The organism is Sphingobacterium sp. UT-1RO-CII-1, assembly GCF_026711005.1.
Classification (GTDB): Bacteria; Bacteroidota; Bacteroidia; order Sphingobacteriales; family Sphingobacteriaceae; genus Sphingobacterium.
Genome location: NZ_JAPPVJ010000003.1, coordinates 368,729 through 381,761, shown reverse-complemented (window position 1 = coordinate 381,761; position 13,033 = coordinate 368,729). Strand labels below are relative to the sequence as shown.

General features: G+C 41.6%; 11 protein-coding genes and 1 tRNA gene. 5 read left to right on the top strand and 7 right to left on the bottom strand.

The features are described 5' to 3' along the window. Positions 1 to 39 precede the first annotated feature (39 nt). From ORI89_RS09030 to hutH, 3 genes are read right to left on the bottom strand one after another with little or no spacing between them, the layout of a single operon-like run. Positions 40 to 2,040, bottom strand: coding sequence for a urocanate hydratase (locus tag ORI89_RS09030; protein ID WP_268230137.1), 2,001 nt, complete (start codon positions 2,038 to 2,040; stop codon positions 40 to 42). 2 nt (positions 2,041 to 2,042) lie between these two features. Continuing rightward, positions 2,043 to 3,290, bottom strand: coding sequence for an imidazolonepropionase (gene hutI / locus ORI89_RS09025; protein ID WP_268230136.1), 1,248 nt, complete (start codon positions 3,288 to 3,290; stop codon positions 2,043 to 2,045). Between the two features lie 2 nt (positions 3,291 to 3,292). Then, positions 3,293 to 4,861: a histidine ammonia-lyase gene (gene hutH, locus ORI89_RS09020; RefSeq protein WP_268230135.1), complete on the bottom strand. Its 1,569-nt coding sequence runs from the start codon at positions 4,859 to 4,861 to the stop codon at positions 3,293 to 3,295. Between the two features lie 84 nt (positions 4,862 to 4,945). Between hutH and ORI89_RS09015 the strand changes: the two genes are divergently transcribed. Together ORI89_RS09015 and ORI89_RS09010 are read left to right on the top strand one after the other, a co-directional pair. Beyond that, positions 4,946 to 5,860: a LysR family transcriptional regulator gene (locus tag ORI89_RS09015; protein ID WP_268230134.1), complete on the top strand. Its 915-nt coding sequence runs from the start codon at positions 4,946 to 4,948 to the stop codon at positions 5,858 to 5,860. Positions 5,861 to 5,933: 73 nt separating this feature from the next. After that, positions 5,934 to 7,034 (top strand): L-dopachrome tautomerase-related protein, encoded by a 1,101-nt coding sequence (locus ORI89_RS09010; RefSeq protein WP_268230133.1) that lies wholly within the window; start codon positions 5,934 to 5,936, stop codon positions 7,032 to 7,034. Here ORI89_RS09010 and ORI89_RS09005 read toward each other — a convergent pair. Further along, the gene (locus tag ORI89_RS09005) at positions 7,029 to 7,334 is read right to left on the bottom strand and encodes a Smr/MutS family protein (RefSeq protein ID WP_268230132.1); all 306 of its coding nucleotides are present in this window, start codon (positions 7,332 to 7,334) and stop codon (positions 7,029 to 7,031) included. The two genes, ORI89_RS09010 and ORI89_RS09005, sit on opposite strands and share 6 nt — an antisense overlap. Before the next feature lie 186 nt (positions 7,335 to 7,520). On the opposite strand from ORI89_RS09005, the gene ORI89_RS09000 reads away from it, so the two are divergent. Continuing rightward, entirely contained in the window at positions 7,521 to 8,906 is a 1,386-nt protein-coding gene (locus ORI89_RS09000; RefSeq protein WP_268230131.1) for a M20/M25/M40 family metallo-hydrolase, read from the top strand. 420 nt (positions 8,907 to 9,326) lie between these two features. On the opposite strand, the gene ORI89_RS08995 is transcribed toward ORI89_RS09000, so the two are convergent. Beyond that, a complete protein-coding gene (locus ORI89_RS08995; RefSeq protein WP_268230130.1) occupies positions 9,327 to 9,719 on the bottom strand; it encodes a group III truncated hemoglobin in 393 nt (130 codons plus the stop codon). Positions 9,720 to 10,303: 584 nt separating this feature from the next. Between ORI89_RS08995 and ORI89_RS08990 the strand changes: the two genes are divergently transcribed. Both ORI89_RS08990 and ORI89_RS08985 read left to right on the top strand, forming a co-directional pair. Beyond that, a tRNA-Pro gene (locus tag ORI89_RS08990) sits at positions 10,304 to 10,377 on the top strand. Between the two features lie 138 nt (positions 10,378 to 10,515). Continuing rightward, positions 10,516 to 10,866, top strand: coding sequence for a hypothetical protein (locus ORI89_RS08985; RefSeq protein ID WP_268230129.1), 351 nt, complete (start codon positions 10,516 to 10,518; stop codon positions 10,864 to 10,866). A 328-nt stretch (positions 10,867 to 11,194) separates the two neighbouring features. Here ORI89_RS08985 and ORI89_RS08980 read toward each other — a convergent pair whose 3' ends face one another. Both ORI89_RS08980 and ORI89_RS08975 read right to left on the bottom strand, forming a co-directional pair. Further along, positions 11,195 to 12,211: a hemin-degrading factor gene (locus ORI89_RS08980; RefSeq protein ID WP_268230128.1), complete on the bottom strand. Its 1,017-nt coding sequence runs from the start codon at positions 12,209 to 12,211 to the stop codon at positions 11,195 to 11,197. 22 nt (positions 12,212 to 12,233) lie between these two features. Then, positions 12,234 to 13,031, bottom strand: coding sequence for a heme ABC transporter ATP-binding protein (locus ORI89_RS08975; protein WP_268230127.1), 798 nt, complete (start codon positions 13,029 to 13,031; stop codon positions 12,234 to 12,236). Between the last annotated feature and the right edge of the window lie 2 nt (positions 13,032 to 13,033).

Here is a 13,033-nt window from a genome sequence, read left to right as displayed (position 1 = left end):
TCTGAAAATTTGAACCAAGTGTTTTAGTACAAAGATAGCTTAAAACAAACTTTCAATAATTTTTCTGTCCACTTCATTAGCAAGCGTTACTTGTAAAGTTGCTGTGCGTGCAAGTTCAACCTCAATAGCCTGTCTGGCCTCTTTGTTGCGTGCCCATGCACGGCGTGCAATACCGTTATTCACATCATAAAATAACATGTTTTCCAGCTTACGATCGGCATCTGCACTGCCATCCAGTACCATGCCGAAGCCGCCATTAATCACTTCACCCCAGCCTACGCCTCCACCATTGTGAATCGAAACCCAAGTTGCCCCACGGAAACTATCGCCAATCACATTGTGTATGGCCATATCCGCCGTAAATTTACTTCCATCGTAAATATTACTTGTTTCCCTATAAGGAGAGTCAGTTCCGCTAACATCATGGTGGTCACGGCCCAGTACAATAGGTTCTGTTATTTTTCCATCGCGTATAGCTTTGTTGAATGCTTTTGCTATGCGAATACGCCCAATTGCATCGGCATATAAAATACGTGCTTGTGAACCCACAACAAGTTGATTGGCTTCGGCCTGTTTAATCCATTGTATATTATCCGCAAGCTGTTGCTCGATTTCTGGGTAAGCTGTCTTTTTTAGCTCTTCCAATACCTGTTGTGCAATATGGTCAGATTGGCGAAGGTCTTTTGGTTCGCCTGAAGTACATACCCAACGGAACGGACCAAAGCCGTAATCAAAACAAAGCGGACCCAAAATATCCTGTACATATGAAGGGTAACGGAAATTAATGCCGTCTTCTGCCATCACGTCGGCTCCTGCGCGGCTGCTTTCCAGTAAAAAAGCATTGCCGTAATCAAAGAAGTAAGTTCCGAGCGCTACATGTTTGTTGATAGCGGCTATCTGTCGTTTTAATGAAGCCTGTACAGCCTGCCTGAATGCAGTAGGATCGTCGGTCATCAGTTCGTTAGCTTCTGCAAAGCTTAGTCCAGCAGGATAATAACCTCCAGCCCAAGGATTGTGTAAGGAAGTTTGATCAGAACCGACATGCACTTGGATCTGATGCTCTAGAAAAGCTTCCCAAACCTCTACAATATTGCCGATATAGGCAATAGAAATAACTTCCTTCTTGGTGGTCGCTTCTGTGGTGCGACTGATCAAATCGGGCATGTTATCCACTAATACATCTACCCAGCCTTGCTGGTGGCGCTTTCGTGCAGCATCTGGGTTTACTTCTGCACATACAGTTACGCAGCCAGCAATATTGCCTGCTTTGGGCTGTGCCCCGCTCATTCCTCCCAATCCAGAGGTTAAAAATACCTTTCCGTTAATACTTTCTCCTGCCGTTAAATGCATGCGGAAAGCATTCATAACAGTAATCGTTGTGCCGTGCACGATGCCCTGAGACCCAATGTACATATGCGAACCTGCTGTCATCTGTCCGTACTGGCTAACTCCCAGCGCATTGAAGCGTTCCCAGTCGTCTGGCTTTGAGTAATTTGGAATCACCATGCCGTTTGTTACAACTAATCGAGGAGCCTCTTTCGACGAAGGAAATAAACCCATCGGATGGCCGCTATAGCTGTGCAGAGTCTGTTCTTCGGTCATCTCTGCGAGATACTGCATAGTAAGTAGGTATTGCGCCCAGTTTTGAAAAACCGCCCCGTTTCCCCCATAAGTAATCAGCTCGTGAGGGTGCTGTGCTACGGCGGGGTCTAAGTTGTTCTGGATCATCAGCATAATAGCTGCTGCCTGTATGCTTTGTGCCGGATATTCACCAATGGAGCGTGCGTACATGGCATAGTTCGGACGAAAACGGTGCATGTAAATACGGCCAAACGTATTAAGCTCGTCTAAAAACTCTGGAGCTAACTCGCTGTGCCATTCTGCAGGGAAATAGCGGAGCGCATTCTTTAGTGCCAGTTTTTTTTCATCGGGTTGTAGTATATCCTTTCGCCTTGGCGCATGACTTACGGTTGTATCATAAGGTTGGGCCGCAGGTAATACCTGAGGTATACCTTGTTTTATTTCTTCTTTAAATGTCATGCTTACTTGATTGTCTCATGAATAAGTTGTCCATTTTTCCAAACTTGCTGCGGCAGCAACGTGCCCTGCAGGTATGTGATGTTTTGATAATTATCGGTAGCGTATATGCTGAAATCTGCTTTTTTACCTTTTGTTAGTACGCCACGATCGCGCAGGTTCAGTGCTTTTGCTGCTCGTGAGGTGAGGGCTGTGAACACTTCTGCATTGCTTAACTTCTCGGCTGTTGCCAACACGCAAGCCTGCACCATAAGTTGCCCCATAGGTGCGGAACCGGGGTTCCAATCGGTAGCAATAGCAAGGGAAGCTCCGCTATCCAGTAGCTTTCGGGCAGGAGTGTAGGCGCAGCCCAAACCTATGGAAGCACCAGGAAGTGCAACAGCTACTGTGTCGGATTTCGCTAATAATTCTATTTCCCGATCGCCGGAAGCTTCCAAATGATCGGCACTAACAGCAGCAAATGCTGTGGCAACTTTTGAACCGGAGGTTGAAAACTGGTCGGCATGCACGGTAATGTCAAACCCATGCTCTTTAGCGGTGCTAAAGTAGGCTTGAATTTCGTCTGCTGAAAAGGCACTTTCTTCAATGAAAGCATCTATGCGGTTGCTCAATTTCTCTTTCCGTAGTATCGGGAAAAGTTGGTCTGCAATTTCCTGCAGATATTCTTCACCTGTACCCGTATAATCCCTAGGTTTCATATGTGCAGCTAGACAAGTGGGGACAATATCTGCTTTTACCTGTTTTTGAGCTTTTTTTATAGCTCGTAGCATTTTCAGCTCTTCTGCTACAGATAGGCCATAGCCACTTTTTACTTCGATGGTCGTAATGCCTTGCTCTACGAGCTGTGAAGAGCGCTGTACGATCAGATGGACTAATTCCTCTTCCGTAGCTTCTCGTGTATGGGTAACCGTGCTCCAGATACCTCCGCCAGCAGCAGCTATTTCGAGGTATGTTGCTCCGGCATTGCGTAAGGCGTAATCGTTTGCTCGGTTGCCACCGAAAGCGATATGGGTATGGCAGTCTATGTAGCCGGGCAGGCATACGGTATGGGGTGGAGTCTTTACATAGTCAACCGTATCGCCGTAAGTCTCTTTTAATGTGCTGTAAAGGCCGGTTTCTACAATGTAGTCTCCTTCTATCAGTACCCCCCCTTCTTGAATAACCTCGAGTGAAGAATCGGCGAGTGCTCCATGTAAAGGCAAATTATCTAGTGTAAGTATTTGGGCAAATGGCCCGATAAGTATCTTTTTCATGCTTAGAAAGTATTAAAAAGGTCGTTGTTTATACCATAGTAGGGAACATTAGCTTCTTTAGCGGTCTGTTCGGCTACGTGGATTAATTTTCCCGATGCGATTAAAGTATGCGCATTTTCAAGTATATCTTTCATGGGTCTGTCATCGTCGATATGGGGAATGTGTTCCCGTATTGTTTTATGTACTGCCTCTAATATAGGTGTAGACTGTAACGGACGGTGAAAGTCGAAGGCTTGTGCAGCGCAAAGGAGTTCAATGCTCAGAATGCGGGTAACATTGCCTATTACTTCTATAAGTTTTCGCCCACTGATAGAGCCCATGCTTACATGGTCTTCCTGGCCTAAAGACGTAGGTATGCTATCCGCGCTTGCAGGAAAACATAAAGACTTATTTTCACTTGCTAAGGCTGCTGTTGTGTATTGTAAAATCATGAAGCCGGAGTTCAGCCCTGTAGATTTTAAAAGCAATTTCGGAACATTGGGTGTGTCTCCTTCTAGAGACAGGTAAACACGTCTGTCCGATACGTTGCCAATCTCTGAAACGGCAAGTGTAGCGTAGTCCATTGGAAGTGCTATAGGCTGTCCGTGGAAACTGCCACCACTGATTGTAAGTTCGTCATTAATAATAATAGGGTTGTCGGTAACCGCATTTATTTCTGTTTCTATTGTTTCTTTGAGGTGGAGCCATGCCTGTCGGGACGCCCCATGAATCTGCGGAATACAGCGTAACGAATAAGGATCCTGTACGCGCGAACAGTTTTGATGTGAGTTTACAATTGCCGAGTTTTCTAGCAGGTTATAAATGCTATCTGCTACAAAGCTGTTTCCACGGTGAGGGCGCAGGGCATGCAATTGTTTAAAAAACGGTTTTATAGAGCCATTTAATCCTTCTATCATTAGTGCGGCAATGAGGTCGGCATTTGTTAATAAATTATGCATTTGCAACACTGCCTGTACGCCATGGGCTGCCATAAATTGCGTACCGTTGATTAGTGCCAACCCTTCTTTTGCCCCCAGATTTATTGGAGATAAATTGTATTCTTTTAACACTTCATCCGTAGGGCAAACTGCTCCCTTATACCATACTTCTCCATAACCTATTAAAGGGAGAAAGAGATGGGAAAGAGGAGCTAAATCGCCCGATGCACCCACCGATCCTTGTTTAGGTACTATCGGGATAATATCTTTCTCAATATGCCACAATATGCGCTCTACGGTGTCCAATTTGACTCCTGAAAAACCCCGTGATAAAGCGTGAACTTTCAAGATCATCATCATTTTCGATAGCGTTTTGTCTATCGGTTCGCCTACACCAACAGCGTGGCTTTTTAAAATGTTTTCCTGTAGTTTACGGGTGTCGTCCGCATCTATCTTCGTGGTGCATAAAGGACCAAAGCCTGTGTTGATGCCATAAACAGTATTTCCTGATGTTACAATTTTATCTACATAACCTGCGCTTTTTAGGATAGCGTCTTTTGCTTCAGCTGTTAGTATGCCTGTATGTTTCCCTTCTGCCAGTGCATGGGCAGTGGAGCTTGTTAGATAATCTATGCCGTATTTAAATGCTGCCATTGTTGTGATCTATAATGTTATATCTCAAAAATAATGTTTAGTTTTAATAATTATAAATATCAATATTGTCAATCATTGATTACTATGAGTTATCAGATAGAGTTGAGACATCTGCATTATTTTGGTGTTCTGGCAGAGGAGCTACACTTCAGGAAAGCTGCCGAAAGACTGTTTATATCACAGCCCGGATTGACCCGGCAGATTAAGCAGATGGAGGAAAGATATGGCGTTGAATTGTTCGAACGTAACAAGTGTAGTGTGGCGCTGACGGCAGCGGGCCGCTATTTAAAAGAAGAAGTGGATAGTTTGTTTGTGACATTGCGAAGAGTCGATCGGCATATTCGTACTTTTCAGGATGGTGGAGTTATGGAGCTTAAAGTAGGGTTTATAGGCTCGGCTGTACAGTCGGTTTTAGCGCAGCTTTTAGTGACGTTGAAACACGACTATCCTTTATTTGAGGTAGACTTGCAGGAGCTTTCCAATAATACGCAATTGGATAAACTGTTGCGAGAAGAATTGGACTTTGGTTTTGTACGGCTGGATGAAGTGCCTAAAGGACTGAGCAGCTTACCAGTGCTTACTGAGCATTTTTTATTAGCCGTTCCCCGTGATTTTCCTATACAGCAGGAAAATTTTGTTTCGCTGAAAGATTTTTCGACAGAGCCTTTTATCTTGTTTTCAAAAAACTATAGCCATTCGTATTATGATTTGGTGATGAGTATATTTAGCGATGCAGGTTTCGTACCTAAAGTGGCCTTGCGCACGGTAAACGCCCTGTCTATTTTTAATTTAGTGGAGCAGGGGCTCGGGGTAGCTATTGTACCGGCATCCCTGAAAAGGGGGTATACAACACTTGTTAATTTTATAGACTTAGGGTCGCTTAAACAACGCACAACATTATCCTTGCTCTGGAGTCAGGATAGTATGTCTAAAGCAAAGACTTTGTTTCTTCAGATTATGAAAGAAGAACTGGAAAAGGAGGACCTGCTAAAAGTGTAAACTATATCGCCTATGCTTTGTTAAATAATTTGAAGAGATGTTGCTTTTGTAGCGGTTTTAAAATGATAGGAACATGCGGTTTTATTTTTTAATGGCAATTTTTTTTATGGTAGGATCTTTTGTGAGCGGACAGCAGATGCACGACCCAAAGTTGGAAGTGGTGGTCTCCTTGGGTAAGTCGCAGCCTATAGGGGTCAGTGTGTCTAGTACAAACAGGGTTTTTGTTTCATTTCCTAAGCGTGAGCCTTATGCTTTTGGTTTGGCGGAGGTTAGTAATGGAAAGGCAGAAGCTTTTCCAAATTCAGAATGGAACGTGAAAGAGGGTACAGACAAAGCAAAATTCTTTGTTAATGTACAGGATATATATGTAGATACGAATGATCAGCTGTGGGTGCTGGATTCAAAGCCTTCTCCTTCGCAGTCTATTTTTGGCGATGGTGATGAACAGGCGCGCACTGGTGATTTTAAGTTGGTTCAGATTGATTTGGCTACAAATAAAGTCGTCAGTGAATATGATTTTGAAGGGTTGGATAAATTTAAGTCTGCACTGAACGACGTTCGTGTTGACACGGATAAGCAGATGGCTTACCTTTCTGATCCCGGACAGGCAGGTATAGTGGTTTTAGACTTGAAAAGCCGCCAAAGCCGTTTGGTGCTGGCAAATACAGCGTTTACACTGGCCGATCCTGATATTGTACTGCAGTATGAGGGTAAAGATATGCGTGATAGGCAGGGCAATCCGTTTCGTTCGAACGTAAACGGGATTGCACTGACGAAAGATAATCGTTATTTTTATTTTAAACCTATTAATAGCCTGCATCTTTATCGGATAGAAACGAGGTACCTTGCAGATGCTGCATTATCAGCAGCCTCTTTACAGGGTTATGTAGAAGACCTTGGGGAAACCACTATTACACATGGGTTGGTTGCGGACCGTGAAGGGAATATTTACTTAACATCGTCATTGGATTATAGTATAAAAAGATTAACTCCCGACGGAAAGATTGAACTTGTTGTGCAAGATAGCCGGTTGATCTGGCCAGACTCTTTAGGTGTGGGTAGTGATGGCTACCTTTATTTTTCATGCGCACAGGTCAACCGTTTGCCACAATGGCACGGAGGGGAGGATAAAACGAGTTTTCCATATGAAATATACCGAGTTAAAGTATTATAGGCCGATATTTACGATGACAATATCTTCATTGTGATAGGCAGGGTGATACTGGGCAATAGCACCGCTAGATTTGTAATAGGCGAGCTCTTGATAGACAGCTTTACGTAAAGTGCCTTTACCTTTACCGTGGATAAAGCGTATTTCGGCATAATCCCAATAGATGGCAGCATCTAGGGATGCACGCAAGAGGTCGATGGATTCTGCCAGAAGCTCGTCAGCTTCGTATTCGTCCAAATTGCTTAAAAAAGCATCACTGTGTAGATCCACCGTTTTTGGCGGTCGGGGTAATTCTCTTGCCATTTTTCAAAAATAATACTTAAGTTTAGCATTCTAAAATATGAAAGATCCATGTTGCGTAGCTTCTGCGAAACATAACCTGGTATTAAATATTATGCATGGTGTTATTGTAAAAGCGATATAAGTGCGTCTCGGGTTTTATTTCATAAGATAGATAAAAGATAGACTATACACATAGAAAAAACCTTTATGAAGCATATACTTTTTTTTTCGGCCCTTTCTGTATTTGGACTGGGATCACTTGCTGCTCAGGAGCAGGATTCATTGATGTTGGATAAGATATATAAAGAGTCTTTTACTAATGGTGAGGCTTATTCTAATTTGCGGTATCTCACGAAGGAAATCGGGCATCGTATCGCCGGATCGGAACGTTCCGACCGAGCTGTGCAATGGTCTAAAACGCTGATGGAAAAATTACCTTTCGATAAGGTGTACTTACAGGATGTTCAGGTACCCTATTGGGATAGAGGTCCTGCGGAAAAAGCATTTATAAAAGGAAGCCAAGAACCCTTAAATGTGTTATTACTGGGAGGATCAGTTGCTACCCCTACTGAAGGTTTAGAGGCTGAGGTATTGGAGATTGAATTGTTGAGCGAACTCCGCCAGCATGGTGATGCGGTAGAGGGGAAGATTGTTTTTGTAAATAAAGCTTGGGATGAGACCATTGTTGAAACAGGTGTGGCTTATGGACTGAATAGTGGGCAACGTAGCCGTGGCCCAGCAGAGGCAGCCAAGCTAGGGGCAGTTGCTTATCTTTTTCGCTCTTTAGGCTCTTCCCGTTTTGATGATTACCCACATACCGGAGGTACACGCTATGTGGAAGGAATAGACAGTATCCCTGCTTTTGCTATTTCGGCTGTAGGGGCAACAAAGCTATCGGATATCTTAAAGGAAGATTCTAAAACAAAAGTAAATTTATCGGGACATGGAGCCTGGAAAGGTTTGGTGAATACGCATAATGTTATAGCAGAATGGCATGGTAGCGAGAAGCCTAACGAAATTATTACCATTGGCGGACATATTGACTCTTGGGATGTCGGTGAGGGAGCACATGATAACGGTACAGGTACTATGGGAACTTTGGATGCCATACGTACGTTAATGGCTTTGGGCTATAAGCCTAAGCATACAATCCGTTTGGTGTTTTATATGAATGAAGAAAATGGGGTGCATGGAGCTTTAAAATATGGAGAGGAGGCAAAAGAACGGGAAGAGAAATTAATTGCTGCAATAGAGAGTGATGCAGGTGGTTTTGCTCCGCGAGGATTTGATATTAAAGCTTCGGCTTCTCAGGTCGCTTTGATTCAGGAAAAATGGCAGCCTTTGTTTGAAGAAAAATATTGGGTATCCCGTTTTCTACAGGGAAGCCCAGGTGTAGATTCAGGTGTATGGGGTAGGCATTTCCCGAATACGGTGATGTTTAATTTTCGTCCTGATCCAAATCGTTATTTTGACCTTCATCACTCGGCAAAGGATGTATTTGAAGCGGTAGATCATAGGGAGTTGCAGTCTGGGGTAGCAGCGATTGCTTCTTTACTTTATTTGATTGATCAGCAGATTGATACATTGCATTAATTATTATTGATGTTAATTGGCTTTGATGCCAATTAATTTTCTATATTAGTCTTAGGGTCAATCCGACCCTAAGATTCTTTCCTTTTTCTTTTCTGTGTAGGCAATTAGTCCGTGAAAGTCCGTGAAAATGCGTGAAAGTCCGTGGAAGTCCGTGATTATTCTAGTTTACCCCATACTTATCCCTATGTTATCCCGTATTTATCTTATGTATGTTTGTTGTCTTGTGCTTTAGGTAAAGGCTGGTGATTATGACTTCGTTAGGAGCGGCTAGGAGTCGCTGGCAGCTTTAGGAGGGATTGCTGATGTATGTGAAGGCAACAGACAGCATTGTAGGTGGCGAGGCTGTGGCATGAGTAATTAGAATACCTATAGCTAGAAAAATCGCTATATTAGTATAGGAACTACGTAGAATAGAGCTTACTAGAGTAAGGGGCGGAAAGGCGATTGACGGATATGTTCTAATTTTACTTGAAAAAGTGTAGCCATTTTTCTACCTCGGGATTTTGCTTCTTCAGCAATAGGACCTTCGTAGAGCTCATTGACTGTTGTATCGAATAGGGCAAGCCAGCGCTCAAAGTGTTCCTGCTTTATTGGAAGCTGCGCATGAGGGGGGAATGGCCGCCCTTGATAGGTATGTTGATCTAGTAGTATTGTTTGCCAAAATTGGTACATTTTACGTAAATGCTCCGGCCAATTGTTTCTTATTTTTTCATTAAAAATAGGGCCTATAAAGTCATCGACCTGTACTTTCCCGTAGAAGGTGTCGACTAAATTTTTTATATCATCTAGATCCGAAATATCATGCTTGCTCATACGTCAAATTTACGAAAGAAAAAGGATAGCTTTATGTGCTTGCAGTAATATGAGTTTGGTTATTGTAAAAAAATGACTGTAATAATGTAAAGAAGTTGCCGTAAGAAGGATCTCACGACAACTTTAAGAGAAGAGATTATGCAGCACTATTTTTATTTAGATTGAATACAAATAGTGACAGCAAATATACTTTGAATGCGTTATGGTTGGGTGGTGTAAAGGGAAAAAAAATATTCATATTCGGAAATTTTTGAAATATATGGTGTTTTCTGCATCTTTAATTTGATTTTTATTCCAGTTATTTTATACTTTCTGTCTTTTGAGGTGTCATCTGATCTGCTTTGGGAAGTGGGGTGTGATTGGTTGTGTATTTTTGTTTATGGACGAGGTGTCTTTTAGTACTATGTATGATAGTAAGCGGTTGATAATGCTGTTTATGGAATAGGAAAACACTATTTATGTCAGTCATGAAAAATTATCAATCAAATTATCAGTGCTTTAAATAGAAAGGCTAAAATAAAGTTTGCAGATTAGTTTTTTGCGCCGTATATTTGTGCCACACAAGAAAAGGTGATACCAACGATCGGGGTGTAGCGTAGCCCGGTATCGCGCCACATTTGGGATGTGGAGGTCGTAGGTTCGAATCCTGCCACCCCGACAAAAAAGCTCTAACGAAAGTTAGGGCTTTTTCGTTTACGGGATCGCCTGATGAGAACCGTGGTTCGATTCGAAGTCTGCACTATTTGAAGATATAAAACTGACTGGAACTGCTTATCGTAATAAGGACAGCTACTTTTTGAGAGCAGAGAGCTTTTACAATATTGCAAGTGAAGTTGACCAACTTTATAAAGGTGAATTTGAAAAACTGGAGAGAGCTTATGGTGGTTCTCTACATGAGCGATTGCATGGCGATAATTTTTTGACACTTCTGAACAATCGAGTATATGGTAATGGGCTTTACACATTTGATGAACAGAAGTCGGCCTTATTTATAGTAAGTCAGTTTAATATGTTGACGCGTATTAAACAAATTGGTAGAAAAGCGATCGTAATTTATTATTGCTATACATTCGCTGATATTGATGGCCTATCCAGATGCAGATATCTATCATGTATCAGTAGATGGGATCGAGCTTGTAGAATATGAAGATACCAAGCAGTTTAGATTGACCCAATATGTTATGAATAATCGGGAGGTTATATTGTGGGAATTAGGCTTTTCTTTTTAAGATTTTTAATACTTTTTGTATTTTATTACAAACAGTTTTGGAAACTCTCATAGTGAGAAAGATATCAACTTATATTTTAAGCCTGTAGAGGAGAAGGTCTACAATTTTTTGTTATTTTAAGATCTGCCTTAAAGATCGCATTCTCCTGATTTTTGAGCGTTTATATATCATCATTAGGTCATTTGACATTACATGAGCAAACGACCCAATGATGAATTGGGACATATTAGATGAATAATTTTTATTTTAACTAATACTGTTATCGATTTCGGTCAACACTTTTTTCCAACCCTCTGGTTCAGGAACTCCTGCATTTCTTTTTCCGAAAAACTGCACAATGATTTCTCCTGCAGTATCTAGTATTTCTATACTGCTGATAATTCCGTTTGTAGAGGGCTTTTTGACAACCCAGATGTCGGCAATACCGTCTTCGTTGAGGTGCATATTAAATTTTTGATCTAGTATGTTGTACCAAGTATCTGCTTGTACTAAGCGGTTAATAGCACCGGAATGGATCTGGATACAACCTTTATTACCTATGAAAACCATGATTTCTATTTGCTCTTTTGCAACTTTCTGTAATATTTCTTTAAATTTATCTTTAGAGATCGTTTGTGAATAGCCTTCGGGTGCATGCTGTAGTGCATGTCTGCGATCTACTCCATGTTTTTTTAACATTGAAAAGAATTGATGGGTGTTCTCCAATGCTAACCAGTCTTGTTGGAAAGCTTGTATATCAATTTTTTCCGTAGAAACTGGAGACTGTTCTTGGGGGGCGGCTTCAATTATCAAATTCTTGCTGAAGTTATTATCTCTATATTTTTCAACAAGATCATCAAATGCAATCTCGTTACTGGATTTTGTGAGATAAATTTTATGTATGGCGGAGCCATCTTTTGCAAAGAACTGTATGCTTTTTTTGTCATTTTCAATTACAGCAAATGCGAATTTCCACGAAAAAAGGAATAATCGTAAATCAATATCCGGCCCGACTACTTGCCCCATTTTTCCGTGAAACTCAGAAGTGTTGTAGGTACCTTTACGTTCGTGTACAGCAAACTCGTTTCTTGTGAGTGCCATGACAGGGCCTAATTGAGGTATTTCGTTCAATATAGCTTCAAATTCATCTTTCAGCTGTATATTGTTGTTACTGATAGCTATTAGTTCTACTTCTTTTACTCCTAGTTGATTGGCTATGTCGCGTATACGTGCCTTGGGATTTTCGTTTTTTAATTTGTTATATTTCTCTACTAATGACTTCATTTTTTATCTTTTTTTTTTTATTTTATTTGTTTGTTAATAAGGTTGATATTGGGAAAACTAAGGGATGCTTGTAGTCTACATCGTCAATCTTTTTGATTCTCACTTGAAAGGCTGTTTCTATGTGTTCTTCAGTTATGACTTCGTTCGGTTCGCCAAAAGCAACAGTTTTTCCATTTTTTAATAAGAGGATGTAGTCTGCATATTGAGATGCAAAATTGATGTCGTGCAAGATGCTGACTACCGTGCATGATTTTTGTGTCATGGCACTTGCCAGTTGTAGAATATGTTGCTGATAGAGGAGGTCTAGCCCGTTTGTGGGCTCATCTAGGAAGAGTAAAGCATTTTGCTGTTCGTAGATTTGTGCTATGACACGAGCCAATTGTACCCGTTGCTGCTCACCTCCTGAAAGAGTATTGTAGTCTCTTCTGCTATAGGCCTCCATTCCAGTTTCTTTTAATGCAGCACGAACGATGTTGTGGTCTTTGTCTGTAGGTTGGTGTTTGAAATGTGGGTAGCGCCCCATCATAACTAATTCATCCACACGAAATGAAATAGACAAAGTATTATGTTGGTTTAATACGGAGCGAAACCCAGCCAATTCAGATATGGTGTAGTTTACTAAAGCTTTTCCATGGATGTGAATATGGCCTGCGGACGGTTCCAATTCTTTACAGAGTAACTTGATTAGGGTGCTCTTTCCGGCCCCGTTAGCCCCGATAACAGCAAGCATAGAATTTTTGGGTAATGTGAAAGAAACATTGTCCAGCAATATTTTTCCGTTGGCTTTGTATTCAATATTATTTACGGTAAGTGCTTCCATCT

Bases quoted from the DNA above. Each gene is read 5' to 3' on its own strand.
- ORI89_RS09030 (WP_268230137.1), bottom strand. From the start codon at position 2,040: ATGACATTTAAAGAAGAAATAAAACAAGGTATACCTCAGGTATTACCT.
- ORI89_RS09010 (WP_268230133.1), top strand. From the start codon at position 5,934: ATGCGGTTTTATTTTTTAATGGCAATTTTTTTTATGGTAGGATCTTTT.
- ORI89_RS09015 (WP_268230134.1), top strand. From the start codon at position 4,946: ATGAGTTATCAGATAGAGTTGAGACATCTGCATTATTTTGGTGTTCTG.
- hutH (WP_268230135.1), bottom strand. From the start codon at position 4,861: ATGGCAGCATTTAAATACGGCATAGATTATCTAACAAGCTCCACTGCC.
- ORI89_RS09005 (WP_268230132.1), bottom strand. From the start codon at position 7,334: ATGGCAAGAGAATTACCCCGACCGCCAAAAACGGTGGATCTACACAGT.
- ORI89_RS09000 (WP_268230131.1), top strand. From the start codon at position 7,521: ATGAAGCATATACTTTTTTTTTCGGCCCTTTCTGTATTTGGACTGGGA.
- hutI (WP_268230136.1), bottom strand. From the start codon at position 3,290: ATGAAAAAGATACTTATCGGGCCATTTGCCCAAATACTTACACTAGAT.
- ORI89_RS08995 (WP_268230130.1), bottom strand. From the start codon at position 9,719: ATGAGCAAGCATGATATTTCGGATCTAGATGATATAAAAAATTTAGTC.
- ORI89_RS08980 (WP_268230128.1), bottom strand. From the start codon at position 12,211: ATGAAGTCATTAGTAGAGAAATATAACAAATTAAAAAACGAAAATCCC.
- ORI89_RS08975 (WP_268230127.1), bottom strand. From the start codon at position 13,031: ATGGAAGCACTTACCGTAAATAATATTGAATACAAAGCCAACGGAAAA.